The sequence below is a fragment of the Streptomyces sp. WP-1 genome (assembly GCF_030450125.1).
GTDB classification, from domain to species: Bacteria; Actinomycetota; Actinomycetes; order Streptomycetales; family Streptomycetaceae; genus Streptomyces; species Streptomyces incarnatus.
Genome location: NZ_CP123923.1, coordinates 927,326 through 953,696, shown reverse-complemented (window position 1 = coordinate 953,696; position 26,371 = coordinate 927,326). Strand labels below are relative to the sequence as shown.

General features: G+C 74.5%; 22 protein-coding genes and 1 riboswitch. Of the genes, 12 read left to right on the top strand and 10 right to left on the bottom strand.

Annotated features, from left to right (window positions below):
* Positions 1-24: 24 nt before the first annotated feature.
* Positions 25-3,123: a type 2 lanthipeptide synthetase LanM family protein gene (locus QHG49_RS03935; protein ID WP_301487233.1), complete on the bottom strand. Its 3,099-nt coding sequence runs from the start codon at positions 3,121-3,123 to the stop codon at positions 25-27.
* Between the two features lie 601 nt (positions 3,124-3,724).
* Between QHG49_RS03935 and QHG49_RS03930 the strand changes: the two genes are divergently transcribed.
* A complete protein-coding gene (locus QHG49_RS03930) occupies positions 3,725-4,327 on the top strand; it encodes a response regulator transcription factor (protein WP_145484324.1) in 603 nt (200 codons plus the stop codon).
* The gene (locus QHG49_RS03925; protein ID WP_201300733.1) at positions 4,324-4,944 is read left to right on the top strand and encodes a response regulator transcription factor; all 621 of its coding nucleotides are present in this window, start codon (positions 4,324-4,326) and stop codon (positions 4,942-4,944) included. The genes QHG49_RS03930 and QHG49_RS03925 overlap by 4 nt, the downstream gene beginning before the upstream one ends.
* A 25-nt stretch (positions 4,945-4,969) precedes the next feature.
* Here the strand turns inward: QHG49_RS03925 and QHG49_RS03920 are convergent, their stop codons facing one another.
* From QHG49_RS03920 to QHG49_RS03910, 3 genes are all read right to left on the bottom strand, one after another.
* Complete coding sequence (locus tag QHG49_RS03920) at positions 4,970-5,710, bottom strand: peptidase E (protein WP_159707078.1); 741 nt, start codon at positions 5,708-5,710, stop codon at positions 4,970-4,972.
* Positions 5,711-5,951: 241 nt separating this feature from the next.
* The gene (locus tag QHG49_RS03915) at positions 5,952-6,728 is read right to left on the bottom strand and encodes a 4'-phosphopantetheinyl transferase superfamily protein (protein WP_301487232.1); all 777 of its coding nucleotides are present in this window, start codon (positions 6,726-6,728) and stop codon (positions 5,952-5,954) included.
* Positions 6,729-6,855: 127 nt separating this feature from the next.
* Complete coding sequence (locus tag QHG49_RS03910; protein WP_145484329.1) at positions 6,856-7,107, bottom strand: MbtH family NRPS accessory protein; 252 nt, start codon at positions 7,105-7,107, stop codon at positions 6,856-6,858.
* Between the two features lie 244 nt (positions 7,108-7,351).
* Between QHG49_RS03910 and QHG49_RS03905 the strand changes: the two genes are divergently transcribed.
* From QHG49_RS03905 to QHG49_RS03875, 7 genes are all read left to right on the top strand, one after another.
* Positions 7,352-9,676, top strand: a complete 2,325-nt coding sequence (locus tag QHG49_RS03905) for a lantibiotic dehydratase (protein WP_301487231.1) — start codon at positions 7,352-7,354, stop codon at positions 9,674-9,676.
* Positions 9,676-11,166, top strand: coding sequence for an amino acid adenylation domain-containing protein (locus QHG49_RS03900; RefSeq protein WP_301487230.1), 1,491 nt, complete (start codon positions 9,676-9,678; stop codon positions 11,164-11,166). The genes QHG49_RS03905 and QHG49_RS03900 overlap by 1 nt, the downstream gene beginning before the upstream one ends.
* Positions 11,163-12,203, top strand: a complete 1,041-nt coding sequence (locus tag QHG49_RS03895) for a threonine/serine dehydratase (RefSeq protein WP_301487229.1) — start codon at positions 11,163-11,165, stop codon at positions 12,201-12,203. Before QHG49_RS03900 ends, QHG49_RS03895 begins: the two co-directional genes overlap by 4 nt.
* A gap of 28 nt (positions 12,204-12,231) precedes the next feature.
* A complete protein-coding gene (locus tag QHG49_RS03890) occupies positions 12,232-12,504 on the top strand; it encodes an acyl carrier protein (protein WP_086812464.1) in 273 nt (90 codons plus the stop codon).
* Between the two features lie 104 nt (positions 12,505-12,608).
* Positions 12,609-14,891 (top strand): lantibiotic dehydratase, encoded by a 2,283-nt coding sequence (locus tag QHG49_RS03885; RefSeq protein WP_301487228.1) that lies wholly within the window; start codon positions 12,609-12,611, stop codon positions 14,889-14,891.
* A 304-nt stretch (positions 14,892-15,195) separates the two neighbouring features.
* Positions 15,196-15,813 (top strand): RNA polymerase sigma factor, encoded by a 618-nt coding sequence (locus tag QHG49_RS03880; protein WP_301492687.1) that lies wholly within the window; start codon positions 15,196-15,198, stop codon positions 15,811-15,813.
* On the top strand, positions 15,810-16,880 hold the full coding sequence (locus QHG49_RS03875) for a CU044_5270 family protein (protein ID WP_301487227.1): 1,071 nt from the start codon (positions 15,810-15,812) through the stop codon (positions 16,878-16,880). The genes QHG49_RS03880 and QHG49_RS03875 overlap by 4 nt, the downstream gene beginning before the upstream one ends.
* Positions 16,881-16,954: 74 nt before the next feature.
* On the opposite strand, the gene QHG49_RS03870 is transcribed toward QHG49_RS03875, so the two are convergent.
* Positions 16,955-17,698 carry an SDR family NAD(P)-dependent oxidoreductase gene (locus QHG49_RS03870; protein WP_301487226.1) on the bottom strand — a complete coding sequence of 248 codons (744 nt, stop codon included), beginning with the start codon at positions 17,696-17,698 and terminating at the stop codon, positions 16,955-16,957.
* Between the two features lie 365 nt (positions 17,699-18,063).
* Between QHG49_RS03870 and QHG49_RS03865 the strand changes: the two genes are divergently transcribed.
* Complete coding sequence (locus QHG49_RS03865) at positions 18,064-20,298, top strand: protein kinase (RefSeq protein ID WP_301487225.1); 2,235 nt, start codon at positions 18,064-18,066, stop codon at positions 20,296-20,298.
* A 22-nt stretch (positions 20,299-20,320) separates the two neighbouring features.
* Here QHG49_RS03865 and QHG49_RS03860 read toward each other — a convergent pair whose 3' ends face one another.
* The 3 genes from QHG49_RS03860 to QHG49_RS03850 form a co-directional block, all read right to left on the bottom strand.
* On the bottom strand, positions 20,321-21,808 hold the full coding sequence (locus tag QHG49_RS03860) for a CoA transferase (protein WP_159707094.1): 1,488 nt from the start codon (positions 21,806-21,808) through the stop codon (positions 20,321-20,323).
* A 35-nt stretch (positions 21,809-21,843) separates the two neighbouring features.
* Positions 21,844-22,821 carry a 3-hydroxyacyl-CoA dehydrogenase NAD-binding domain-containing protein gene (locus QHG49_RS03855; RefSeq protein WP_301487224.1) on the bottom strand — a complete coding sequence of 326 codons (978 nt, stop codon included), beginning with the start codon at positions 22,819-22,821 and terminating at the stop codon, positions 21,844-21,846.
* 103 nt (positions 22,822-22,924) lie between these two features.
* Positions 22,925-23,662 (bottom strand): acetoacetate decarboxylase, encoded by a 738-nt coding sequence (locus QHG49_RS03850; protein ID WP_145484345.1) that lies wholly within the window; start codon positions 23,660-23,662, stop codon positions 22,925-22,927.
* Between the two features lie 118 nt (positions 23,663-23,780).
* Here QHG49_RS03850 and QHG49_RS03845 point away from each other — a divergent pair, with 118 nt between their 5' ends.
* Both QHG49_RS03845 and QHG49_RS03840 read left to right on the top strand, forming a co-directional pair.
* Positions 23,781-23,942 carry a hypothetical protein gene (locus tag QHG49_RS03845; protein ID WP_301487223.1) on the top strand — a complete coding sequence of 54 codons (162 nt, stop codon included), beginning with the start codon at positions 23,781-23,783 and terminating at the stop codon, positions 23,940-23,942.
* A riboswitch (Fluoride riboswitch) is annotated at positions 23,926-23,990 on the top strand. (Overlaps the previous gene by 17 nt.)
* A gap of 23 nt (positions 23,991-24,013) precedes the next feature.
* Positions 24,014-24,328: a hypothetical protein gene (locus tag QHG49_RS03840; RefSeq protein ID WP_301487222.1), complete on the top strand. Its 315-nt coding sequence runs from the start codon at positions 24,014-24,016 to the stop codon at positions 24,326-24,328.
* 202 nt (positions 24,329-24,530) lie between these two features.
* On the opposite strand, the gene eno is transcribed toward QHG49_RS03840, so the two are convergent.
* Positions 24,531-25,805, bottom strand: coding sequence for a phosphopyruvate hydratase (gene eno / locus QHG49_RS03835; RefSeq protein ID WP_159707098.1), 1,275 nt, complete (start codon positions 25,803-25,805; stop codon positions 24,531-24,533).
* A gap of 3 nt (positions 25,806-25,808) precedes the next feature.
* Positions 25,809-26,297 (bottom strand): inorganic diphosphatase, encoded by a 489-nt coding sequence (locus QHG49_RS03830; RefSeq protein ID WP_159707100.1) that lies wholly within the window; start codon positions 26,295-26,297, stop codon positions 25,809-25,811.
* Positions 26,298-26,371: the final 74 nt, after the last annotated feature.

Genomic DNA, 26,371 nt, shown 5'->3' with positions numbered 1-26,371 from the left:
CGGAGGCGGAGACGAGCGGTGTGGTCAGTTGCCGTACCGGCCGGGGTGTCCCAGGAGCAGGACGGAGGGCACGGTGTCGGGGTGGGCCAGGCGGAGCAGTCCGTAGCCGATGCCGGAGAGGCCGGTCAGCAGTCCGGGGGAGGGAACGTGGTCGGGGGTGGCGCAGCGGTGGCCCTGCGCCTCGACGAACGCGAGTGCCTGGCCGGTGCGCAGGGTCAGGGCTTCGGCGGCCGGGGTGTCGCCCCGCCCGGCCAGGGCCGTGAGGGCGTCCAGCGTGCCGAGGGCACCCTGACCGAGGCTGAGGTCGGGACCGACCCCGGCGTCCCGCAGCCGGGCCGAGAACTCGGCCAGGGAGGCGGGGAGTTCGGCGAGGGCCGAGGCGGCGGCCGCCGTGCCGGCGAGCCCCCGCGTCCACGACGGATCCGTGTCCGCGTCCCCCGCTCGCCGGGCCGCGCCGTGGAGCAGGTCCCGGCCCGCGCTCGCATGCGCCGCGGACCGCTCCGGGCGGGCGGCGGCGTACCGCAGCAGCGCCCAGCCGATCCCGGCGGCGCCGTCCGCGAAACCGGCGTCCTCGACGGGGCCCGCCTGGCACAGCAGGTCCGCCAGGGCGTCCGCCAGCTCCAGCGCGCCCGGGGTCCCGGCCGCCTCGTGCACGGCGACGGCGGCGGCCAGCGCCCCTGCCGTACCCCCGGCCAGCCCGGGTTCCGTACACCCGGCCGCCGCGTGGGCGAGCGCGGTGAGCGCGTCCGGCAGGCACTGCGCCAACTCCTCGCCCAGCAGCGCCGACAGCCGGACCAGGGCGTAGCAGATACCGCCGAGACCGTCGTAGGCGCCGGGGCCCGCCGCCGCGCCCAGCTCGGGGTCGGCGGCCAGGGCCTTGAGCAGCGCGGGCAGCGGCCGTACCGCCTCCCGGGCCAGCGCGGTGTACCGGTCGGCGCCGGTCAGCGCGCCGGTGTGGGCGAGGAAGAGCGCGACCCCGCAGTAGCCCTGCGCCAGCCCGGCGCCCATCGGCAGGACCGCCCAGTGCGGGCCCGAAACCCTTTCCAGACCGAGCCAGTTGGCGCGCCCGCCGTCGCGTACCGCACGGGCGGCGATGTCGTCGGCGATCCCGCACACCGCGGCCAGCAGCCGGGAGGCGTCGGGCACGACGGCCGGGACGGGCGCGACCGCGAGCGCCGACCTCGGCCGGTCCGCCGGGTCGCAGGCGCCCCGGGCGGCCAGGGCCGCCGAGACGATCCACTCCTGGTCGCGGCAGTCGATCTCGTCCATCCGTGCGATCTTCTTGCGCACCGCGGCCAGGCTCGCCTCCGGCAGCACATCCTCCAGCCAGGTCCCGTCGGCCGTCCGGACCCCTGTTCCGGACGGCCGATGGGTGAACAGGGGGACGTCGCCGCGCCACAGGTCGGCCGTCTCGTGCTCGATGAGCAACGAGCGCGCCCCATCGTGCTCGGACTCGGTCCACAGCACGGCGAACACCCCGTCCCGGGCGAGCGCGTCACCGAGGAGCGCCGGATGCGTGGACTCCTCCAGCAGGGTCGCGTACAGCCGGGTGGCGCGGGCGATCAGCCGCGCCGGGCTGTCGGCCCCCGTCGCCAACGGGCCGTCCTCGCCGGTCAGTTCGCCGCCGTGCGCCGCGATGGCCGCGTACGCCGTGCGGAAGCCGTCGAGCAGGGCGGCCCGGTGGTCGGCGCCGTCCAGCGGGCGGCCGTCGGGCAGCGGCTGGTTCTGCGCGGCGGGGCTGAGCAGCGGCCCCCGTACGGCGCGCATGGTGTCCAGGCCGCTGTCCGCCCAGTGCAGGCCCTCGCTGGGGAAGGTGCCGTCGGTGGAGCGGCCGAGCGCGGAGATGTCCAGCGCGCCGTGCTCGCCGATCAGCAGGTGGGGCAGCAGGCAGGTGCGGTGCACGGAGGTGTGCAGGGCCTCCGCCGCCGGGTCGGCGCCGGCCGTCATGGCCTGCCCGAGCCCGGTGTGCAGCAGTGTCTCGGCGTCCACCAGGACCGGCTGGTCGCCGCAGGCGATGACGTTCTCGTAGTGCATGTCGGCGCCGTCCACCGCGTAGAGCAGCGCGAGCAGCACGCCCTGGCGGCGGTAGAAGGCGTCGGTCTCGGTCACCGAGCGGCACCAGCGGTGGGACACGAACTCCAGCCAGCCGTAACCCTCCCGGCGCAGGGTGCGGGCGGTGCGCAGCGGGAGGTCGGGCACCTTGGTGTCCATCCAGGCCGCCAGCTCGTCCAGCAGGGCGTGCTGCCCGAGCGGGCGCGGCTTGTACACCACGCGGGCCCCGTCGGCGAAGCGCAGGACGGCCACCGACCGGTTGCCCTGGTGGGCGTCGCCGAGCCCGAGTTCGACGCGGGTGAGGGCGCCCGGCTCGCGGCCGTCGAGGAGGACGGCGACCAGGTCGTCCCGGTCGGCCTGGAAGCGGGCGGCCAGTTCGGCCGCCGCGTCCAGGGCGTCCAGGGCGGTCTGTCCGAGCATCCGGGCCAGCACCGGGTAGGCGGCGAACAGCTCGCCGAGCCCCCGCCGGGCGCCCGCGCCGGCGACGAAGGAGGCGAACCGCTCCCGGGAGGTCGCTCCCGCGAGGCGCCCGGCGCGCCGGGCCCCGGCGAGTTCCCGTACGAGGGTGCGGGCGGCCAGCCGCACCAGCTGCGAGGTCAGCCAGGTGCCGAACTCGGCCTGCCACACGCTCCGTTCGGTGGCGGCCATGCCCGGCAGCAGCTCGGCGAGGCGGGCGGCGGCCGGGGCGACGAGCGGTCGTACGACGGGGGCGAAGGCCTCGGCACCCGTCCCGTCCGTGGCCGGCTCCACGCGGTACTCGGGGGCGGCGTCCAGGGCCGCCTCCACGTACCGGACCCAGCCGGGCTCGGCGGCGCGGGCGGCGAGCCGCTCGGCGGGCTCCGCCGCGAGGGCCGCCGCCGTGGCGTCGTCCACCCCGAGGTGCGCCAGCCGCAGCGCGAAGCCGTCCGCGTCCCCGGCGGCCCAGGGGGCGCGGGCGGGGGCGTCAAGGTCGGCGGGCGCGGCCGGTCGGCCGGGGGCGGCGAGGCGCTCCGCGAGGGAAAGCGCCGGGGCCCACCAGGCGAGCGGCAGGCCGGCGCTCCGGGGAGTCGGGAGGCTGGCGGTCTCAGTCACATGAAGAAGGTCCCAGACGGGGGCCGACCCCCACATGGGGAAGTAGCCCCCATATTCTCCCCGGGCCCTTCCCACGGGTGGGTGCGGGCGCCCGGGGTGATGGGGAAACCGCAGGTCGGCGCCGTACTACCCATGTCCCCTACGGCCGTCCCCCATACGCCCCCAGGGGCGCTCCCCATGCCCCTGCGGGCGCCACCCCGTACGGTGCACTACCCATAGGCGCGCTCACGCGGGGCGGGTGGGCCCCCACGTGGGCATCGGCCCCCGGACGTGTGCCGTACATGCCCCTACGGGGGACGCCCGTGTCCCTAGGGGAGGCCGCGCACGCCCCTAAGGGGGCCGCGTACCCCCTTAAGGGAGGCCACGCAGGTCCTTACGGGACGCCGCGCACGCCCCTGGGGGAGGCTGCGCACATGCCCAGGGGAAGCGGCGCACGCCCTTACGGGTACCGCCCCCACCGCCCTGCGGGGGCCCCGCACCGGAAAGGTGGGGACCGACTACCGATGCCCGCCCCCGGGTGACGGCGGCAGGGTGAGCGTCGTACCCCACAGGCCGCCCGCGGTGCTCACCACCGGGCGAACGACCTTGCAAGGAGCAGAAGATGGGAGTCCCCGTACCCGTCGGTGTGGTCGCCCTCGACCCGGTCCTGGAGGCCGGCACCCGCAGTACCCTGCTCGCCTGCCCGCAGCTCACCGTGTGCGAGCCCGCCAACGCCCGGGTCGCCGTGCTCACCGTGGACCGGCTCGGCCCGGCCGAACTCGACATGGTGCGCACCACCCGCGCCCACCTGACGCGTCCCGCCGTCGTCCTGGTGGCCGGCGCGCTCGCCTCCGGAGACGCCCTGCACGCCCTCGCCGCCGGCGCCCGGGGCCTGCTGCTGCGCCGCGAGGCGGACGCGTCCCGCCTGGCCCACGCGGTGCTGGCCGCCGCCCAGGACGACTGCACCGTCCCCACCGACCTGCTCGAACAGGTCCTCGACCGGCCCGAGGGCGCCGAGCGCGGCTGGGCCGGCGGATCGCTCTCCGACCGCGAACGCTCGGTACTGCGCCTGGTCGCCGACGGGCACGAGACGGCGGAGATCGCCCAGCAACTCGCCTACTCGCCCCGCACCGTGACCACCGTCGTGCACGACATCACCCAGCGGTTCCGACTGCGCAACCGCGCCCACGCCGTCGCCTACGCACTGAGAGCGGGCCTGCTGTGACCGCCACCCTGACCGCCGCACCCGGCGGAGTGACCACGATCCTGCCCCTGCGCGTCCAGCCGTCACGGCACGCGGACCGGGTACGCGAACTCGCCCGCCGCGCCGGACTCGACTGCGCGATCGGCCACGGGCAGCCCGGGACCGTCACCGTCGTCGTCACCGACGACGCCGAACGGGCCCTGCGCGCCACCCGGTTGCCCGGGCCGCTGCTGCTGGTGTGCGACACGGTGGGCCGCGCCGGGCTGCTCCAGGCCCTGCGCGCCGGAGCCGTCGTGCTGCGCCGGGCGGACCTCACCGAGGAGAGCCTCACGGCGGCCGTCCGCCGCGCCGGGGCGCCGCACCCGAGCATCCCCTACCCGGAGCTGTCCCACCTGCTGACCACCGGCCCGGGACCCGGCGGCCACCCCGCGCACGAGGACCGGCCACCGTCCTTGACGAGCCGCCAGATGTCCGTGCTGCGGCTCATGGCGGAGGGCCACGGCAACGCGGGCATCGCGCAGTTGCTGCACTGCTCCGAGCACACCGTGAAGAACGTCGTCTACGAGATCATGGCCCGGCTCGGCGCCCGCAACCGGGCCCACGCGGTGGCGCGCGCGGTGCGCCACGGACTGATCTGAGATGCGGCGGCCAGCGACCCGGGGGTCACACCCCGGGGGCCGGCAGCAGCCGGGGTGTGATGCGCTCCTCCACGGCCCGCCCGCCCTCGCGGCGCACCACGTACGCGGCCTTGTCCGGCAACTCCGCGACGGCCTCGACCAGTTCGGTGCCCCGGTAGACCAGGCCCACCCCGTCGTCGGTGCAGTGCGCCGTGGGCAGGGTGCCGTCGGCGACCAGCCGGTGGATCAGCGGGCGCCGGCCCGGGTCGGAGTCGTAGTGCACCCCGTTGCCGTACGGCAGCAGCCCCAACGCATCGGTCACCGGGCGCAGTTCGGGCCCGTAGGAGTCGGTCGCGCCGCCCTCGAACCAGCAGATGGAACCCGCGCTGACCCCGGCGAGGACCACTCCCGCCCGCCAGGCCCGCCGCATGACCGCGTCCAGGCCGTGCACCCGCCACACGGCGAGCAGGTTCGCCACCGAGCCGCCCATCACCCAGACCACGTCGTGGTCCAGGACCGTGCCCTCGACGTCCTCGACGTTCGGCATGGGGAACAGGTGCAGGGGTGTCAGATCGAAGCCCGCCACCCGGGCCGCCTCCGACATCCGCGCGGTGACGTGCTCGGCGTCCCCGATGGCGGTGCCGACGTACAGGATGCGCGGTCGCCTGCCGTGCACACCGGAGAGATCGACCGCGTGCTGGACCAGGGCGTCGAAGAGCACCCGGGTGCGTGCGGCGGCGCGATGTCCTCCGGAGGTGGCGACGATGGTGGGTTCCGGGGCGGTCACGCGGTGATCGTAGCGCGCAGGACGTGCTCCGGACGTGGGGGAGTCGTGAAGGCGTGCCCCCGGGGACGGGCGGGAGCGTGCCCACGGAGAGGGGCGGCGGCGTGCCCACGGAGAGGGGCAGAGGTGTGCCCGCCAGGACGGGCGGGAGCGGGCCCGCGAAGACAGGTGGGGGACAACGCGGCGGGGACCGGTCGTCGGACCGGTCCCCGCCGTCTTCGCGTGCGCTGCTCCCGTCGCGCCCTCACTCCCGTCGCAGCGCCACGGCCGCCGCGTACCCCGCCGGGACGAGCACGTCCCGCAGGTTCCAGTCCGGCGACGGCGACACCGGCCGTGGTCCGGTGCCGACGTGGTCCAGGGCCGGATCGCGCACCAGCCCCGTCCCCAGCCCCTTGAGATACGCCTCCTTGCGCACCCAGGTCCGGGTGAAGGCCGCCTGCCGCTCGTGTGCCGGGAGCCGGGCCAGCTCCGCCACCTCCGCCGCGTGCAGCGCGCACTGCGCGCTGCGCACCGCCTCCACGGTGGCCACGCCCTCCACATCGACCCCGACCGGGGCGCCGGCGAGCGCCACCAGTACCAGGTCCCCGCTGTGCGACAGGGAGAAGTGCACCCCCGAGGTGCGCAGCGCGGGCCGCCCGTGCGGGCCCCCGCAGCCCGCGCACGGCTCCCGCGTCAGCGGCAGCTCGTCCGCCGGGACACCCAGCAGGGGGCTGAGCAGGGCGCGCAGCGTGGCATGCGCGATCACGTACGCGTCCCGGTCCCGGGGCCGCCGGAACGCACGGGCCCGCGCCCGCTCCTGCGCGTCCAGCAACTCCTGGGCGCGCAGCAGCGACCGGTCGTCCTGGCTGCCGACCTCGGTCAGATACAGCTCCAGCGGACCGCGCAGCGGCCGGGGGCCGACGGGGTACGGCGGGTACTGCGGGCCGGGCAGGTCCAGGAGAGCGGGGCACAGGGGGCCGGGGGGCGCGGCCGACAGCGGTGAGCCGTTCGGTTCCGGTGACGTGCCGGGGACCGTGAGCACGTCACCCGACTCCGCCGTCGTCAGTAGACCAACCCCTTTTGCGGACATCCGAATTGACGGTACGTCATGCGCGCCCGCTGTCGGCGGTGCGTTGGCCGGCCTGGCCGGCACCAGGGCCGGCCGGACCTCAGACATCGGCCCCGGCGAGCCGGCGGCGCAGGCTCAGCGGGCGCATGTCCGTCCAGACGGCGTCGATGTGGTCCAGGCACTCCTGCCGGCTGCCCTCGCGGCCCTCCCGGTGCCAGCCGGCCGGCAGCTCGCGGTCCGCCCGCCAGATCGAGTACTGCTCCTCGTCGTTGCGCACCACGAGATACACGTCCTCGGCGCCGGGGCGGACCTCGTCGCCGCCGGTGCCGTTCGCGGAGTCGGATTGCGTCACGGTGAACCTCCCGCAGGTGATGGGCCGGACGCGGATCAGGGTCCGGCGACGCAAGAGTGCCCGGCCCCCGCCCCGCCCGGTCAGGGACGAACACGCCGCAGTGGTGGCACCCGTTGCTGCCGGAACTTCCCTGGTGACCCACCGCCCCGACGCGGGACCGTGCTCTTCGGTCGCGGGCCGCCCGGCACCCCGGAAACCCCGGGCCACGCGATTGCCCGCGCACCCCATTCGGAAGGAGCACGCGATGTCGGACGAGCACGCACCTGTCCTGCTGCCGGGCGGAGGCTGGCGGCTGTGGGAGCAGTTCGCGCTCCGCGGCCCCGGCTTCCCCGCCGACGGCGTGCTGCGCCTCGCCCCGCCCGGACTCGCCGAGGCCGCCGACAAGTTCGGCCCCGGCACCGAGCTGGCCGGGCCCGAGTGGGCCGCCTTCACGGAAGACCTCGCGACCGCCGCCGTGGACACCGCGCGCTACCTCCAGGAGATCGCCGCCCGGCCCCGCTTCCAGGCCGCGCTCGCCTGGCAGAACCCCGCCGTCCTGCGCACCGGCATCGCCCCCTTCCTGCGCTGGACCCCGACCGCGGACAGCCGCAGCAGCATGCCGCGCCAGCGCGAGGAACTGGTCGCGCACTACTGGCAGCGGTTCTGCGTGAAGAACGACACCATCGGCTTCTTCGGCCCGGTCGGCTGGGGCCACTGGGACCTGGCCGACCGGGGCGGCGTCGCCGTCACCCCCGGCGACGGCTTCCTCGCCGCCCGGGAGGTGTACTTCTCCGGCTGGGCGATCGACGCCCTGGCGAAGGTCCTGGCCGCGGACAGCGCGCTGATGCGCTGGATCCCGCCGCGCCGGGTGTCGTTCGTGCGCTGCGCCGACGGCACGGTCCAGGTGCCCGGCCGCCCCGCCCGGCAGATCGGCGACCGCGAACGCGCCGTACTGGAACGCTGCGACGGCACCCGGCACCTGCCCGCCGTCGCCGCCGAACTCGGCCTGCCCGAGGACGAGGTCACCCAGGTCGTACGGGACCTGATCTCCCGCCGCTGGGTGCAGTGGCGGCTGGAGGTGCCCGCCGCCACCCACCCCGACCGCGCCCTGCGCGAGATCCTGGAGCGCGTCCCCGAACAGGCTGCGCGCGAAGGGGCGTTGGAGCGCCTCGCCGTACTGGAACGCGGCCGGGACGCCGTGCGCGCCGCCGGCGAGGACGCCACCGCGCTGACCGCCGCGATCACCGCGCTGGAGGCCGAATTCGCCGCGCTTACCGACAGCGAGGCCCAGCGTGCCAAGGGCGAACGCACCGCGCCCTGCCGGGGGTTGGTGTACTCCGACGCCCGTCGCGCGGCCACCGCCACCACCGGCGCGGCACTGCTCGACCACCTCGAACCGCTCCAGCTGTGCCTGACCGCCGCCCGCTGGATGACCAACCGCTTCGCCGAGGCCGTCCGCGCCCGCCTGCACACCGTGTACGAGCGGCTGAGCGCCGACGGCGCACAGGTCGACCTGGGCACCCTGTGGCTGCACACCCTGCCCTCCCCGCACCCCGACGCGGGCGACCTCATCGACGCCGTCCAGGCGGAACTGCGCGCCAGATGGGCCCGCGTCCTCGAACTGCCCGAGGGCGTGCGCCGGGTCCGGGTGACCACCGCCGAGCTGGCCGAACGGGTCCGCCGCGAGTTCGACGAGCCCGGCGCCGGCTGGTCCCTCGCCCGCTACATCAGCCCCGACGTACTGGTGGTCGCCGCCGACGAGGACGCCCTCGCCCGCGGCGACGTGGACCTCGTCCTCGGCGAGATGCACTGCGCGCTGAACACCATGGGCGCCTCCCTGTTCGTGCACCAGCACCCCGACCGCGACGAGCTGCTCGCCGAGACCACCCGCGACTTCCCCGGCCCGCGCCTGCTGCCCATGCTGCCCAAGGAGCTGCCCCTGAAGTGGTCCACCCGCAGCCGGCCCTCCCTGGACCGGCCCCAGGACCACTACGTCGCCCTGGTCGACCAGACCGGCGACCCGCACCGCCCGCGCACCGTGCTCAGCGCCGACGTCCGGGTCGAGGACCGGGCCGGGCGGCTCACCGCGGTCCTGCCCGACGGCACCGCGTACGACGTGCTCGACGCCTACGCCAACACCCTCACCCAGCGCGTCATGGACCGCTTCACCCTGCGCCCCGAGGGCGAGCACACCCCGCGCATCACCCTCGGCCGGATGACCGTGGCCCGCGAGACCTGGCAACTGCCTGTCTCCGAGGTGGGCTTCGCCGACGAGAAGACGGAGGCCGCCCGGTTCGTGAAGGCCCGGCACTGGCAGCGCCGGCACGAGCTGCCCCGGTTCGTGTTCGTGGTCTCGCCGACCGAACCCCGGCCGTTCTACGTCGACTTCGACAGCCCCGTCTACCTCACCATCCTCGCCAAGGCGGCCCGCAGGCTCGCCCGCAAGGACCCCGGCGCCCGGCTCAAGGTCAGCGAGATGCTGCCCACTCCCGAGCAGGCCTGGCTCACCGACGACGAGGGCAGCCGCTACACCTCCGAACTCCGCTTCGTGGCCGTCGACATGACCGTGGCCGACGCGGGGGAGCAGTGATGCGCACGGTCGCCGACGACATCGCCGCGCACGCCCTGCGCCACCCCGGCCGCACCGCCCTGAGCACCCCGGCCGGCGAGGTGTCGTACGCCCGGCTGGCCACCCGGACCGAGGAGATCGCCCGCCTGCTGCGCGCCCACGGCGCCCGCCCCGAGACCGTCTGCGCCGTGGCCGTCGAGCACGGCACCGACGCGGTCGCCGCCATGGCCGCCGTGTTGCGCTGCGGCGCCGCCTTCCTCACCCTGGACGTGAGCCAGCCCCGCGAACGGCTGGCCGCCTTCGTCCGCAGCTCCGGCGCCCGGCTGCTGCTCACCCACTCCACCCTCGCTCCGGCGCTCGACCTGGGCGTGCCCACCCTCCTGTTGGACCAGGAGACAGCTCCGGACGGCCCGCTCCCGGACGCGGGCGCCGACCCCCAGGCTCTCGCCTACGTCAGCCACACCTCAGGCAGCACCGGTGAACCCAGCGCCGTACTCGTCGAACACGCGCACCTCGACGCCTATCTCCGCGACACCGCACGGGCCTTCGGCCTCGGCCCGGACACCGTGGCCCTCCAGACCGCGCCGCTCGGCTACGACGCCTCCATCCGGGACACCTTCGTACCGCTGCTGGCGGGCGCCCGGCTGGTGATCGTGGAGCGCGCCCGGCTGCTGCGCCCCGCGGAGTTCGCCGCCACCGTCCGCGACCACGGGGTGACCGCGCTGCTCAGCGTCACCCCGTCCTTCCTCACCCACCTCGGCGGACAGACCGGCCTCACCGAACCCCTCGCGGGCGTCGAACTGGTCGCCTCCAGCGGCGAATCCCTGCGGCCCTTCCTCGCCGCGGGCGGCCGGAGCCTCGTACCCGGCCGGCTCGTCAACCAGTACGGGCCCACCGAGTGCACCATGACCACCACCCGGCACAGCGTGCCCGCCGCCCCCGACCCCACCACCGACCTCGTCGGCACCCCGCGCGAGGGCACCGTCGTCCGCGTCCTGGACGCCGGCCTCGCCCCGGTCCCCGACGGCACGGTCGGCGAGGTCTACATCGGCGGCGCCGGAGTGACCCGCGGCTACGGCGGCCAACCCGCCCGCACCGCCGCCGCGTTCGTCCCCGACCCCCTCGGCCCGCCCGGCTCCCGCCTCTACCGCACCGGCGACCTCGGCCACTGGGGCCCCGGCGGACTGCGCTACACCGGCCGCACCGACCGCCAGCTCAAGATCCGCGGCTACCGCGTCGACCCCGCCGAGATCGAGGGCGCCCTGCTCTCCCACCCCGGCGTCACCGGCGCGGTCGTCACCCCGCACACCGACGACCTGGGCCGCGTCCACCTGCTCGCCCATGTCACCGGCGCCCTGTCGGACACGACGGACGCCACCCTGCGCCGCCACCTCGCCCGCACCCTGCCCCCGCATCTGATGCCGCGCCGCTTCGTACGCCTTGAGGCGCTGCCGACGACGCGTGCGGGCAAGGCCGACCGCCGGGTGCTGGCTGGCGGGAGGCTGGGATGAGCACGACGGAGGTGGGGGCGGCCACGGGTACGGCCGGACCCTGGACCGGCGCCGTCCGGCCGGTGTCCGCCGCCGCGGCGCCGGGCAGGGCCGACCTCCTGGCCGCCGCCTCCCGCATCGCGCCGTACATCGTCCAAACCCCCCTGCTGCGCGGCCCGGTGACCGCCGCGCACGGGACGGGGCTGCTGCTGAAGGCCGAACACCTCCAGCTCGGCGGCTCGTTCAAGATGCGCGGCGCCGCCAACGCCGTCCTCGCGCTCGGCGCCGACCGGGTCGTCACCGGCTCCTCCGGGAACCACGGCATCGCCCTCGCCCGGATCGCCCGGACGCTCGGCATCCGGCTGACCGTCGTCCTCGCGGCGGGCGCGATGCCGTCGAAGGCCGCCGCCATCCGCGCGCTCGGCGCCGAGACCGTGCAGGTGGGCGGGGGAGTGGCGGAACGGGAGGAACGGGCCCGCGCCCTCGCGGCCGAGCAGGGAGCCGTCCTCGTCCCGTCCTCCGACCACCCCCTGGTCGTCGCCGGACAGGGCACCGTCGGCCTCGAACTCCTGGCCGCCGCGCCCGGCACGGAGACGGTGTACGTCCCCACCGGCGGCGGCGGACTCCTCGCGGGCCTGTGCCTGGCCGCCGCGGACCACCCGGTCCGGGTGGTCGGCGTCGAACCCGCCCTCACCCCGCGCTACGCCCGCTCCCTGGCCGCCGGCCACCCGGTCCGCCTTCCGCCCTGCGCCACCGTCGCGGACGGACTGCGCGGCCAGAGCCCCGGAGCCGTCCCCTACCCCATCATCCGCAACCGCGTCGACGAACTGATCGCCGTCGGCGACGCGGAGATCCTCGCCGCCACCGCCCTGCTGCACCGCCTCGGCGTCGACGCCGAACCCAGCGGAGCCGTCGCCCTGGCCGGCGCCCTGCGCGCCGGGCGCGGCGAACGCGCCGTGGCCATCGTCTCGGGCGGCAACACCCCCGCCCGGCTGCACACCCCGCACCACAGCCACACCGGCACCAGTACCGGCACCACCAGCACCGTCCACATCTGATCCGCACGGAAACGAAGGAGCCCACGCCATGACCCCGAACGCCGCCACCGCCGCCCCCGTCGCCACCCCCGCCGTCACCGTCGACCTGCTGGTCGACATCTTCCGGGACGTGCTGCGCCTGCCCGACCTCACCGCCGAGACCGACTTCTACGAGGCCGGCGGCGACTCGCTCACCGCGTTCCAGATCACCGGCCGCCTCCAGGAGATCCTCGGCGCCGACGTCCCGGTCTCCCTGGTCTTCGCCTACCCGACGCCGCTGGAGCTGGCCGAGGTCGTCGAGGCCGACTACGGCACCGCCTGACCCGTCCCCACCCTCCGACCCCTCCGACGCGCCCGTTCCCCCCGACGCGTCCCGTCCCCCGTCGTCGCCCCTGTCCGTCCGCGCTCGCCAAGGAGAGCCGTGCCATGACCGAAGATCTCGTGCCGTCCCTCGGCCGTTGGCGGCTGTGGGAGCAGTTCGCCCTGCGCGGGGCGGGCTTCCCCGCCGACGGCGTGCTGCGCCTCGCCCCGCCCGGACTGGCCGAGGCGGCCGACAAGTTCGGCGCCGGCGAACCGCTCGACGGCCCCGAGTGGACCGGCTTCGCCCGCCTCTTCACGGAGGCGGCCGTGGAGACCGCGCACACCTTGCAGGACATCGCCCGGTCGCCGGCCTTCCGGGAGGCGGTGGCCTGGCAGAACCGGCCGGTGCTCACCTCCGGCATCGCCCCGTTCCTGCGCTGGACCCCGACGGCGGACAGCCGCAGCAGCATGCCGCGCCAGCGCGAGGAACTGGTCGCGCACTACTGGCAGCGGTTCTGCGTGAAGAACGACACCATCGGCTTCTTCGGACCGGTCGGCTGGGGCCGCTGGGACTCCGGCACCCGGACGGCCGACGTGGACCCCGGAACCGGCCTGATCGCGAAATCCAATGTCTACTGGGCGAGTTGGGGGGTCGACGCGCTCGCGAAGACGCTGGACGCCGACCCCGCCCTGCGCGAGTGGACCGCCCCCCGCCGCGTGCCCTTCCTCGTGCTGGACGGCGACCGGGTCCGCGTCCCCGGACGGCGCCCCCTCACCGTGCCCGCCGAGACGGCGGCCGTCCTCGCCCGCTGCGACGGCGCCCGCCCGGCCCGGACGATCGCCGCCGAACTCCCGGACACCGACGTCCCCGCCGTGCTGGCCGACCTGGTGGCCCGCCGCTGGGTGGTCTGGCGCCTGGAGATACCCGCCGACACCCACCCCGACCGCGCCCTGCGCGCCTGGCTGGAGACCGTCGGCGCGCCCGGACCCCGCCGCCGCGGCCTGGCGGCGCTGGACCGGCTGGAACGAGGCCGCGCCGCCGTGGCGGCGGCCACCGACGTGGACTCCCTCGTCCAGGCCCTCACCGCCCTCGAACAGGACTTCACCGACCTCACCGACACGGCCGCCGTACGGGAGAAGTCCGCGTCGACCGCGCCCTGCCGCTCGCTGGTCTACTCCGACACCCGCCGCTCCGCCACCGCCCGCCTCGGCCCCGGCATGCTCGAAGCCCTGTACCCGCTCAGGCTGTTGATGGACAGCGCGGCCTGGCTCACCTCCGAACTCGCCGCCACCGTCCGCAAGGAGATCCGGATCGTCCACGACCGCCTGGCCGCCGAGGGCCCGGTCGACCTCGCCTCCTTCTGGTTCGCGTGCCTCCCGGTACTGCACGGCGCCGCCCGCGCCAAGTCGGCCGAGCTGCAAGGGGAGTTCGCCGCCCGCTGGGGGAACATCCTGGCCGTACCGGAGGGCGCCCGCCGGGTGGCCGTGTCGACCGCCGACATCGAGTCGGCGGTCCGGGAGCGGTTCGCGTCCGGCGGCGACGGCTGGACGGCGGCCCGCTATCTGAGCCCGGACGTCCTGATCGCGGCCGAGGGCACGGAGGCGATCGAGCGCGGCGACTTCACCCTGGTCCTGGGCGAACTCCACATGGCGTCCAACACGTTGGGCGCCTCCCTGTTCACCTACCAGCACCCGGACATCGCCGAACTCCACGCCCTGACCGACCGCGACCACCCCGGCCCCCGTCTGATGCCCCTGATACCCAAGGAGCACCGCGCCCGTCTGTCGGCCCGGGTCCGCCACACCCTCGTACGGCCCCAGGACCACCAGGTGGCCCTCGCCGACTTCACCGCGGATCCCGCGCGGACGATCCGCAGCGCCGACGCGACCGTGCGGAACCGGGACGGTGACCTCGTCGTCCGCCTCCCGGACGGCTCCGTGTTCCCCGCGCTGGACGTCTTCTCGCACGTCCTGACCACCCTGTCGATGGACCTCTTCCAGCTCCTGCCCCGGGCCGACCACACCCCTCGGGTCACCCTGGACCGGATGGTGGTGGCCCGCGAGACCTGGCGCCTGCCGGCCGCGCACGCGTCCTTCGCCGACGAGAAGGACGAGGCCCGCCGCTTCGTGGCCGCCCGCCAATGGCGCGCCGAACTCGGCCTGCCCCGCTACGTCTTCGTCGTCTCCCCGACCGAATCCCGCCCGTTCTACGTCGACTTCGACAGCCCCGTCTACCTCACCATCCTCGCCAAGGCGCTGCGCCGCCTCGCCCGCAAGGACCCCTCCGCGACCGTCACCCTCACCGAGATGCTCCCCACCCCCGAACAGAGCTGGCTCACCGACGACCAGGACCGCCGCTACACCTCCGAACTCCGCTTCGTGGCCTTCGACACCACGGCGCCGCGCTGACCGGACGGAACCCGGCCCAGCGCACGCGCTCGGGCGTGCGCCCCCGTGGTGAAATCCGCGAACACCTCACCTCCGACACTCCGTCATGGTTGGTGATCAAGAAACTCCGGGCCGAACCCGGGTCTTGTCTCTTCCACCCGAGGACGGTAGGGCCGGAGCCCGCGCCGAGACCCCCGGAAGGGCGGACCCGCCCGAGGCCGTACCCTCGGCGGGTTGCCCGGAGCGGCGCGCCGCCGTGACGTACGACACAGGAACTCTCCGCGTCGTGCGGAGAGAAGTGAGTGTGAACAAGTCAGAGAACGACATCCGCCGCCGCGTACGCGAGGGGGATCGCGAGGCGTTCGCCCAGCTGTACGAGGAGTTCGCCCGGCCCGTCTACAACCACGGGCTGCGGCTGACCGGCGACTGGTCGACGGCCGAAGAGGTCATGTCAGAGACGTTTCTGACCGCGTGGCACACGCGTGCGCGGGTCCAGGAGGACGGCGGCTCGCTGCTGCCCTGGCTGCTGGGCATCGCCACCCACAAGGCGGACAACGCGCGCCGCAGCACCTGGCGGCGGCAGATGTTCCTGGCACGCCAGCCGCCACCGCCGGACGTCGAGGACTTCGCCGCCCGTTCGGCCGGGCGCATCGACGACGCGCGCCGGCTCCGGGCCGTGCACACGGCGCTGGGCCGACTGCGGAGGCAGGAGCGCGAGGTCCTCGCCCTGTGCGTCTGGTCCGGACTCGACTACCGGCAGACGGCCGAAGCGCTGGGGATCGCCGTCGGCACCGTGCGCTCCCGGCTCTCCCGTGCCCGCAGGAAGCTCGCCCGGTTCGCGGACGAGAGCGCCGGACGGAGTCGGGAACCGCAGGTCCGCCGCGGAGAGACAACCAGTGCGGCCGCGATCGCGGCCCTGCCCGTGCGGGAGGAACTCACATGAACGACCGTCACGCTTCTGCGGAGCGGCACGACGACCGCGACGAGATCGCCCGTCTGCTGCCGGCCCCGGCCGACTGGGACCTCCCGCGCGAGCAGCACCTTCGTCACAAGGATCTGCTCATGCGCCACATCGACCGCGACCAGGCCGAATCCACCGCCCCCGAACCCGCCGCCGCGCCGGTCCGGCGGGCCCGGCCCCCGCTGCGGCCCGCGCTCGTCGCGTCGGCCGCCGCGCTGGCCCTGGCCGCGGCGGGGACCGCCGGTGCCGTCCTGAGCGGCACCGGCGGCCACGACGACGCGGCGGCACGGCACGCCGCCGCGGACATGCGGCCCGCCGCCGCCCTGCTGCACCGCATCTCGAACGCCGCCGCGCACCACGGCACGCTCACCGTGCGCGACGACCAGTTCCTCTACACCCGGGAGAAGGTCCGCGAGGCCGATCTGACCAGCGGCAAGGCCGTCGTCAGCCCGCTCAAGGACGCCGAGTCCTGGATGGCCCAGCAGCCCGGCCCGCTGCACAGACTCGGCCTGTCCCGCACCGACGGCGAGACCCTGCCCATCAACGCCGAACTGGGGGACACCAAGGGCACCCCGGCCGGTCTCAGCCGGCCCACGTACAACTGGCTCGCCTCCCTGCCCACCGACCCGGACAAGCTGCTCGCCTACCTGTACGCCAAGACGCCCGCGGCCGAGGGACGGGAACGCGACCAGGCGGTGTTCGAGCAGATCGGCGGCCTGCTCGGCGGACTGATGCCGCCCCGCACGGCCGCCGCCCTCTACCAGGCCGCCGCGAAGATCCCCGGCGTCGACCGGTCGTCGGGGGCGCGGGACGCGATCGGCCGGCAGGGCCTCGGCATCGTCCGCGACGACAAGCGCTACGGCGTGCGCACCGAGTGGGTCTTCGACACCAGGGACTACTCCTTCCTCGGCTCCCGCAGCTACCTGACGAAGGACACGTCGTACGGGAAGGCCGGCACCCTGCTGTTCAGCTCGGCCGAACTCGCCCACGCGGTGGTCGACAAGGCGGGCGTACGGCCCGCGGCCGAGGACGGGTCCGGAACCGCCTGACGACCCGGCCGTGCCCCGCGGGCGAGACCGCCCGCGGGGCACGGCCGCTGGGCACTCCCACGAGCCGGGGCGCCTCAGATGGCGGTCCGGCCGCCGTCCACGGCGATGGTGGCGCCGGTGACGTAACTGGCCTTCGGCGAGGCCAGGAAGGCGACCACCTCGGCGACCTCGGAGGGCTCCGCGACGCGCTTCATCGCGGTGGTCGCGCCCAGCGCGTCGAACAGTTCACGCCCCTCCGGCCGGGTGTACACCGGGCCGGGCGCCACGGTGTTGAAGCGGACGCCCCGAGCGCTGTACTCGGCCGTCCAGCTCTGCGTCAGCGAGGCCAGGGCCGCCTTGGTGGCGCCGTAGGCCGCCGCGTTGGCCAGACCGAGGCTGCCCGCCATGCTGCCGATGCTGATCACACTGCCCGAGCCCTTCGCGGCCATCGCGGGGGCGAAGGCGGCCACCAGGAAGAAGGGCGCGCGGACATTGCCGTCGAACATGGCGTCGTAGTCGGCCGGCCGCATCTCCTCGGTCGGGGCCCAGTGCGCGACCCCGGCGTTGTTGACCAGCACATCCACCTCGCCCACCTCGGCCGCCAGCCGGCTCGCGCCGTCCGGCTCGGTGAGATCGGCGGCCACGAACCGGGCCCGGCCCCCGGCCTCGGCGATCTCCGCCACGGCCTCGGCACCGCGCTCGGCGTTGCGGCCCACGACCACGACGGACAGCCCGTCCTCGGCCAGCCGCCTGGCGATCGCCCGGCCGATACCGGAGGTGGCCCCGGTGACCAGCGCGGTCAGGGGACGGGACGCGGAGGCGGCACTCTGTGCGGGCATACGGGACACCTTTCGAGGTCACGAGCCGGGCGGTCCGTCCGGCTGACGGGGCACGTCCGGGACGCGGCCCCCTCCCAAGGAACGCAGCGCGGCCGCGCGGAGACGTGACGACACCCCGAAGGGCCGCCTGATCGGCGCCTTCAAGGCGAGCGTCCACCGGAGCCGGAAGCAGGCGCGGGCGCAGGCGTCGGAGCTGGACCAGGTGTCGGCCCCGGCCCCGTCGGATCGGCCAGGTGGGTACGGGGCCGTGCAAAGCCCGCCGCTCCCTGGACTCGGCCCGGACGCCGAGGAGTTGGGAGGGCCCTGTTCAAGTGTGATTGAGTTGCTTGCGGGCTGGAACCGCCGGGAGGCCAGGGGAGGGGCGCGTGCCACTGCACAAGGACGACCCGAGATCCGTCGGCGGCTACAAGCTGATCGACCGGCTCGGCGCCGGCGGCATGGGCAGGGTCTACCGGGGCAGATCGCGGTCGGGACGCGAGGTCGCCGTGAAGGTCGTCCACGCCGAATACGCCCAGAACCCCGTCTTCCGGGCCCGGTTCCGGCAGGAGATCGAGGCCGCCCGCCGGGTGAGCGGCGCCTTCACCGCGGCCGTCGTGGACGCCGACCCGGAGGCCGCCTCGCCCTGGATGGCCACCCAGTACGTGCGCGGCCGGTCCCTCGCGGACCGCGTCCGCGACCAAGGCCCGTTGCGCCTCACCGAGTTGCGGCCGCTGGCCCTCGGCCTGGCGGAGGCGCTGCGCGACATCCACCGGGCCGGGGTGGTGCACCGCGATCTGAAACCGGCCAACGTCCTGCTGGCCGAGGACGGTCCCCGCGTCATCGACTTCGGCATCTCCCGCGCCGTGGAGAGCCACCACACCCTCACCGAGACCGGGCAGGTGATCGGCACCCCGCCCTTCATGTCCCCGGAGCAGTTCACCGACGCCCGTACGGTCGGCCCCGCCTCGGACGTCTTCTCGCTCGGCGCGCTGCTGGTGTGGTGCGTCACCGGGCGCGGCCCCTTCGACGCCGACAGCCCCTATCTGACCGGCTACCGGGTCGTCCACGACGAACCCGCCCTTGACGGCGTGACCGGCTCCGTGCGCGCGGTGCTGGAGCGCTGCCTGGCCAAGGAGCCCGCCGACCGGCCCGCACCGGACCGACTGGCCCTGGAGTTCGCCGAGGCCCTGCCCGAGCCGTCCCCGGACGAACCGGCGACGATGACACTGCGGCCGCCCTCCGCGCGACCCGCGAGCCCGCCCCTCACCAGCGCCCCGACCACCGCCGACCGCCGTCCCCGGTGGCGCGGCCGCCGGACACTGCTGGCCGTGTCCGGTGTGCTGGCCGCCGCCCTGACCGGCTACCTGCTGCTCGACCCGCCGGGCGGCGGCACGGTGCGGACCACGGCCACGGCCGCCGGACGCTGGGCCCCGCTCCCGGCCGGCTGGAAACCCTGGCAGACGACCGCGACGGCCGACGCCGAGAAGGGCGTGAAGAAGGCACCGGGGTACGACGGCAGCCGGACACCGGCCTGCGTACCGGACGGCGGCGCCCTCTACTGCGCGGGCAGCCAGCTCCTCCCGGAACGGGTCGACGCCGCCACCGGACGCACCCTGTGGCGCTCGGGCGTCGCGCCCGCCGGGCTCACGGCCGACCGGTACGTCACGAACGTCCTCGGCACGTACGAGGGCGTGGTGCTCGTGGAGTTGACGGTCCTCAGCTCGGGTGGCACCGGACAGTCGCAGGCCGTCCTCGGGCTCGACGCCGCGAGCGGCACCCGGCTCTGGTCCCACCCGGTGCGCACCGACAGCCTGGGCTCGGCCTACGCCGCCGGGGTGACGATGACGCAGGAGGGTGACGGCAGCGCGGTGACCGTCCGCTCGGCGCGCGACGGATCGGTGCGCGGGCGGCTCCCCGTGCCCACCGGATACGACTGCTATCCCCTCGCCGCCGAGAACCGCCCGTACGTCGAGTGCCTCACCCGCGCGGAGGGCTCGCACGCCACGAAGTTTTTCGTGGTGAACCCCGCCGACGGCTCCGCGCGGACCCTGGCGTCCCCCGCCCAGCAGCGCAGCTTCATCGGCGCCCTGGACGGCCGGCTGGTCTTCGTGGAATCGACCGACAACCCCTCGCCCGACAGCCCCGACCAGGTCTACACCCGTATCGTCCGGGTCGACCCGCACACCGGCGAGCGCGCGCCGACCCCGCTGCCCGAGCGGTACCGGGGCGGGACCCCGACCCTGGCCGACGGCACGCTCTACTTCGCCACCTCCAGCGGCCTGGTCACGGCCGTCTCGCCGGTGACCGGGGCCAGGTTGTGGCAGACCCATACGACCCTGGAGACACCGGGCCAGGTCTCGGTGGACCCGAGCGGCCGTACCGCCTATCTGGCCGGCGGGAGCGGCCGGGTGGCCGCCCTCGACACGGCGCGCGGCACCCTGCTGTGGGAGTCCCCGGCCCGCGCGGAGGTACTGGACAGCGGGCTGCTGCCCACGGTGTGGTTCGACAAGGGCGCGCTGATTCTCGCGGCCTCCGACGGCAAGCTCTTCACCCTCGACCCGGCTCACCCGGACCGGAAACCCGTACCAGGTCACCCCGGTACGGGTTTCCGGTCCGGGTGAGCCGGACGGTTCGGGCGGCGGATCAGACGGAGGGCAGCCACTCCGCCCGCTGGGAGCCGCGGGGCACGAGGATCTGCCGGTAGGCGCCGGGGGTGTCCGACATCTTCACCTGGTCGGTGACGCCCTGGTAGTGGCCGAGCGGCGTCTCGGCGGTGAAGACCTCGGGGTCCGGGTAGGCGTGCAGCTCACCGGTGCCCGCGATCCCCTCGGCGTACGACGCGTCGAAGATGCCCATCGACAGGATCCACAGGGCGACGCGGGACAGTGAGACATGGACGCGGTAGCTGCCGCCGTCCACGGCGCGGCGGCGCAGCGCCTCGGCGATGCCGGTCGTCAGGAACCAGGAGACCAGGTAGTCGTTGACGACGGTGATGGGCGGCAGGGCCGGCTTGTCGCCGTCGCCCTCCAGGTGGAGCAGCCCGGTGAGCGCGCCCGCGGTCTGGTCGAAGCCCAGGTAGTTCTTCCAGGGGCCGCTGCGGCCGTTCAGCGAGACCGTGGCGTGGATCAGTCCGGGCCGGCGCGCGACGGACTCCTCCTCGGACAGGCCGATGGAGTCGAGGAAGCCCGGGCGGCGGTTGGCGTAGAAGACATCGGCGCCGGACTGCAGCTCGTGGATCCGCTCCAGCCCCTCCCGCGTGTACGGGCTGACCGTGGCGGAGCGCACCCCCACGCTGGTGGTCAGATAGGTGACGTCGTGCTCCAGCTCGTACGGCCGCCACAGGTTCAGCACGTCGGCGCCGTGCAGGGCGAGGGCGCGGCCGGCTCCGGCGCCCGCGATGATGTGGCCCATGCCCAGGGCGCGTACCCCGTCGAACGGCGCGGTCGGGTCGGCGGGCAGCGGCTCGGGGTCGCTGTCGCCGATACGGGTGATCTCCACCAGCGGCAGCCCGGAGAGGACCTGCTGGTACTGCTCCTCCTCCAGGATCTCGGCGGGCGTGCGCACCATCGGCATCACGCACCCGGCCTCCGCGCCGGCCTGCTCCAGGTCCCGGGCGTTCCACCGGGAGATCGCGGCCGCCACGTCCTCGGGCACCTCGCCCACACCGAGGAGCCGCTGCGCGGCGACCTTGATGTTGGGGTAGATGTTGAACGGCATCATCCAGCGGTCGTCGGCGGTGCGGTAGAAGGAGTTGGCGAACGCCTGGTTCGGCATCGAGGGGGTGCCGCCGACGTAGCCGTTGATCAGCTCCCACTTCCCGTCGTAGAAGGGGCACAGGCGGTGCGGACCGACGCGCAGGTCCATGTGGATGTCCTGGCCGCGCCCGGTGCGGTCCTTCCACAGGGCGGCGACGGCGGCGGACTTGGCGACCAGGGCGATACCGGAGGCCGCGCCCAGGCGCAGGGTGCTGGGGACGACCGGGTCCGCGCCCTCGAAGGTGATCCTGCCGCCGGTGTCGCCCGGCTTCAGGCCGATGCCCGCGAGCACCTCGTTCGTCGCGGCGTGCACGTCGAAGGCGTCGTCCGTGGCCGGGGCGGCGATGGCCTTCTTGATCTTGCCGGTGAGATCCATGACTTCTTCGCTTCTCGTGTCGGGTGCGGGGGAGTTCAGGCGCGGGCGCGCTCGGCGTCCGGGGTCTCGCCCAGGGCGCGCATCAGCGCGATCTGCGCGCGGTCGCGGTCGGCGGCGAGCTGCTCCACGGAGTGGTCGCCGAACGCCTCGCGTGCCTGCTCGGTGAGGAGGGCGACGGTGGCGTCGTCGAAGGTGGGGTTGCCGAGCAGCGGCCACAGGCCCGTCTCCATGCCGCGCCCGAGGTGGTCGAGGAAGTGCGGGAGGCCGCCGGGGCCGCCGCCGAGATGGAAGGTGCGGTAGGGGCCCGCGACGGCCCAGCGCATTCCGATGGAGGAGGTCACGACGTCGTCGAGCTGCTGCTCCGTCACCACGCCCTCGGCGACGAGGTGGACGCACTCGCGGAAGAGGGCCGCCTGGAGGCGGTTGGCGACGAAGCCCGGCACCTCCTTGCGCAGGACCTGCGGCTTCTTGCCGAGCGCGGTGTAGAAGGCGGTGGCCTGTTCGACGGTGGCCGGGGCGGTCCGCGCGCCGGGCACGATCTCGACCAGCGGCACGAGGTGCGGGGGGTTGAAGGGGTGGCCCACGATCAGGCGCTCGGGTGCCCGCATGGCCTCGGCGATGTCGGTCGCGGGGATGCTGGAGGTCGAGGTGGCCAGCAGCGCGTGGGCGGGGGCGGCGGCTTCGACCGTCTGCCAGATCCGCTGCTTGAGTTCGAGGCGCTCGGGGCCGTTCTCCTGGACGATGTCCACGTCGGCGACGGCGGTCGCGAGGTCCGCCTCGAAGGTGAGACCGGCGGTCAGGTTCTCGGTCGGCAGGCCGAGCGCGGCCAGTGCGGGGGTGATCTCCGCGAGGCCGGCGCGGACGAGGTCCTCGATGTCGGGGCGGGGGTCGTTGACGACGACGTCGATGCCGCGGGCGAGGAAGAGGCCGGCCCAGGAGACGCCGATCACGCCGCCGCCGATGACGGCGGCACGCCGGTAGGACTCCAGAGCGGGCTCGGGGGAGGGTGTCATGGCGCGGGCCTTTCTCGAAGAGGTGGGTGCGCCCGGCGAGGCGGGGGCACGGGTCGCCCCGGCCGGTGGTGGCGCGGTCGGGCCCCGATGTGCTGCGGCCGGATCAGGCGGTGAGGTAGTCGAAGACCGGCTCGACCGGGCTGAGCGTCAGGTCGGTGAGGATGTGGCTGGCGCCGACGACCTCCAGCACGGGCAGGTCCGCGAGCGGGGCCATGGCGTGGGCGAACAGTTCCAGGCGCCCCGGCGCGGTGTGGGCGCTCTTGACGGTGATGTCGGTGATCCGGGTGCGGACCAGGTCGCACACGCGCGGGCTGCCGTCGTAGTTCGGGATCGTCTTGACCATGAAGTTCGGGGAGCACACCTGGGCGCGCGCCTCCGCCAGGTCCATGGCGTGGTGCTTGTAGCCCATGGTGGCGGTGGCCACCCGCAGCGTCCCGTAGTCGAGCGTGCCGACCAACGTGTCGGAGTCCACGTAGAGGGCGGGGGAGCCGGACTTCTTCGGGTACGCGCTGTACTCGCGGCCGCTGGTGATCGCGGGCACGCTGTCCACGTACATGGCGAGGTTGAACTCGCCCTTCTCGCCCTCGTGTTCGACGGCGATCAGCTGACCGGCCTCCGTGTAGTCGCCCAGCCCGGTGGTGTCGGGCATGCGCATGATCTCGAAGCGCACGATCGGATCGGTGACCGTCAGCGGCTCCGGGACGAGGCGGCGCAGTACCTCGGGGTCCGTGCGGTAGTAGATGTTGAGGTACTCACGGTCGGTGAACCGGTACCGCGCGGGAGCGTAGGCCGGGGAGTCCACCGGAGTGGTGAAGAGGCGGGCCACGTCGTGCTTCTGCATCAGGAGCCTCCAAGGAGACAGGTGGTTCTCGGCGCGGGGCGTGCGATGTCGAGCTGTTCGACGCCCAGCAACCAGTGGACACTCGGCGGCGCACGTCTGTCCAATATATGTATGTGTCATGATCCATATGGAAGAAGATATCGACACCCTGACACGCCTGCTCAGCGCCTTCCGCGACCGAGGGATCCGTGCCGCGACCGGGGTCGTGCTCACCCCACCGCTGACCCGACTGGGTGCGGCCGCCACCGCCGCGCGGAACACTGGCGACGTACGGCGATGAGGCTCGCCGCGACCGCACCGTGCCGGTGCTGATGGCCTCTACGTGATGCGGGGACACCGGGCGGCACGGAGGTGGCAGCGACGACCACAATCGCCGTGGCGGTCGAGGCGACCGTCGCCGGCGGCATCCGGGACGACGAGACCGGACGCCCGGCGGACACGCCGCCCGCGCACCGGAAGGACGGCCGGCCGGTGGGGTACGGCCGCGTCCAGGACACCCTGGACGAGGACGGCGGCCCGATGCGGGCGCTCGTCCTGATGTGCGAGCCCGCGTCCCGCGCGACGAGGTCGCCGCCCGGCCGGTGGCCGTCCTCCACCGCGCCGCTCCGGACGGCCCGGTGGACGAGGTGCTCTTCGTGGCCGAGGGCGCGCCCTTCACCGGCCTGACGGACCTGGCCGACTTCTCCCGCCGGCACGCCCGGCCCGAGGCCCGGGCCCGGGCGCCGCACGCCTCGCCCCGGGCAGCGCCTGCCAGGTCGAGGGGGCCGGACCGGCCGTGGAAGCCGGCGAACTGCCGGCGGGCGCCCGGCACGCCTGTCTCCGGCTCACCGGCTGCCTGGAGTGATCCGCGCGGCCCGGCCCCGGCCGGTCAGTCGCCGGCGAGACCGAACGGCAGTGACGGATCGCTGTCGGCGATCTCGATCAGCCGGTTGTACTTGGCGACGCGTTCGCCCCGGGCCGGGGCCCCGGACTTGATCTGGCCGCAGCCGGTGCCCACGGCGAGGTCGGCGATGAAGGAGTCCTCGGTCTCGCCGGAACGATGGGAGATCATCTGGGTGTAGCCGGCCGCCCGGCAGATCCGCATCGCGTCGAGGGTCTCGGTGACGGTACCGATCTGGTTGACCTTGATCAGGGCGGAGTTGCCGATCTTCTTGCTGATCGCCTCCTGGATGATGACGGGGTTGGTGACGAAGATGTCGTCGCCCATCACCTGGACCCGGTCGCCGAGGCGTTCGGTCAGCCGGACCCAGCCGTGCCAGTCGTCCTCGGCCAGACCGTCCTCGATCGACCAGACCGGGAAGCGGTCGATGATCGCCTCGTAGCGGTCGATCAGATCGTCGCTGCCCAGGGCCTCGCCCGCGACTCGGTACAGGCCGTCCGGCAGCCGGAACTCGCTGGCCGCCGGGTCCAGGGCGATCGCGACACCGTCACGGCCGGGTGTGTACCCGGCGTCGGTGATCGCCTCCACGAGGAGTCCCAGGACGTCCTCGGGGCGGTCGATGGCCGGGGCGAAGCCGCCCTCGTCGCCCAGGCCCGTGGTGTGGCCGTCGGCGGCCAGCCGCGCCTTGAGCCGCCCGTACACCTCGGCCCCGGCGCGCACGGCCTCCGGCAGACTCGGTGCGCCGAGCGGGGCGAGCATGAACTCCTGGAAGTCGAGGTCGTTGGCGGCGTGGGCACCGCCGTTGACGACGTTGAAGTGCGGCACCGGCAGACGCGGAACGGTGCCCGCCACCCCGGCGAGATGCCGCCACAGCGGCTGCCCGGCGGCGGCCGCCTCGGCGCGCCAGGCGGCCAGGGAGACCCCGATGACGGCATTGGCGCCGAGCTTCGACTTGGTGTCGGTGCCGTCCAGTTCGATGAGCGCCCGGTCGATGTCGGCGGCCGAGGCGAAGTCGCGCCCGGTCAGGGCCCGGGCGATCTCGCCGTTGACGTGCCCGACCGCCGTGGCCACGCCCTGTCCGCCGTAGCGGGTCCGGTCGCCGTCGCGCAGTTCGACCGCCTCCCGGGAGCCGGTGGAGGCACCCGAGGGCACCCCGGCCCGGATCCGGCTGCCGTCGCCGGTGGTGAGGGTGACGGCGAGGGTGGGGCGGGCCCGGGAGTCGAGGATCTCGACGGCGTGCAGCTCGGTGATCCGCAAGCTCATGGGTCAGGCTCCTGTTCGCACGGCCCGGGCCCGGGAGGCCTCGATCTCGGCGTACGCCTGGTCGCGGCCCTCCCAGTGCGAGCCCTCGACGGACTTGCCGGGCTCCAGGTCCTTGTAGACCTCGAAGAAGTGGGTGATCTCCAGCCGGTCGAACTCCGAGATGTCGGTGATGTCCTGCACCGGGCCGTACCGAGGGTCGTGGGCGGGCACGCACAGCACCTTCTCGTCCGGGCCGTGTTCGTCCTTCATGACGAACATGCCGACGGCCCGGCACTCGATGGTGCAGCCCGGGAAGGTCGGCTCGCCCACCAGCACCAGGGCGTCCAGGGGGTCTCCGTCGCGGCCCAGTGTGTCGTCGATGTAGCCGTAGTCCGCCGGATACTTGGTGGAGGTGAACAGCAGCCGGTCCAGCCGGATGCGGTGCAGCTCGTGGTCCATCTCGTACTTGTTGCGGGACCCCTGGGGGATCTCCACGGTCACATCGAACTCCACTGTGTCCTCCTGGAGGTGGGAGCCGTCCGATGGCGCGGCTCGGACGGGCGGGGGCCGGGCTCGGCGGGACGGGT

What these genes read in the sequence shown, in the direction of transcription:
- QHG49_RS03930 (WP_145484324.1), top strand. Translation starts at nt 3,725, where the DNA reads ATGGGAGTCCCCGTACCCGTCGGTGTGGTCGCCCTCGACCCGGTCCTG.
- QHG49_RS03905 (WP_301487231.1), top strand. Translation starts at nt 7,352, where the DNA reads ATGTCGGACGAGCACGCACCTGTCCTGCTGCCGGGCGGAGGCTGGCGG.
- QHG49_RS03900 (WP_301487230.1), top strand. Translation starts at nt 9,676, where the DNA reads ATGCGCACGGTCGCCGACGACATCGCCGCGCACGCCCTGCGCCACCCC.
- QHG49_RS03895 (WP_301487229.1), top strand. Translation starts at nt 11,163, where the DNA reads ATGAGCACGACGGAGGTGGGGGCGGCCACGGGTACGGCCGGACCCTGG.
- QHG49_RS03890 (WP_086812464.1), top strand. Translation starts at nt 12,232, where the DNA reads ATGACCCCGAACGCCGCCACCGCCGCCCCCGTCGCCACCCCCGCCGTC.
- QHG49_RS03885 (WP_301487228.1), top strand. Translation starts at nt 12,609, where the DNA reads ATGACCGAAGATCTCGTGCCGTCCCTCGGCCGTTGGCGGCTGTGGGAG.
- QHG49_RS03875 (WP_301487227.1), top strand. Translation starts at nt 15,810, where the DNA reads ATGAACGACCGTCACGCTTCTGCGGAGCGGCACGACGACCGCGACGAG.
- QHG49_RS03870 (WP_301487226.1), bottom strand. Translation starts at nt 17,698, where the DNA reads ATGCCCGCACAGAGTGCCGCCTCCGCGTCCCGTCCCCTGACCGCGCTG.
- QHG49_RS03860 (WP_159707094.1), bottom strand. Translation starts at nt 21,808, where the DNA reads ATGGATCTCACCGGCAAGATCAAGAAGGCCATCGCCGCCCCGGCCACG.
- QHG49_RS03855 (WP_301487224.1), bottom strand. Translation starts at nt 22,821, where the DNA reads ATGACACCCTCCCCCGAGCCCGCTCTGGAGTCCTACCGGCGTGCCGCC.
- QHG49_RS03850 (WP_145484345.1), bottom strand. Translation starts at nt 23,662, where the DNA reads ATGCAGAAGCACGACGTGGCCCGCCTCTTCACCACTCCGGTGGACTCC.
- QHG49_RS03845 (WP_301487223.1), top strand. Translation starts at nt 23,781, where the DNA reads ATGATCCATATGGAAGAAGATATCGACACCCTGACACGCCTGCTCAGC.
- eno (WP_159707098.1), bottom strand. Translation starts at nt 25,805, where the DNA reads ATGAGCTTGCGGATCACCGAGCTGCACGCCGTCGAGATCCTCGACTCC.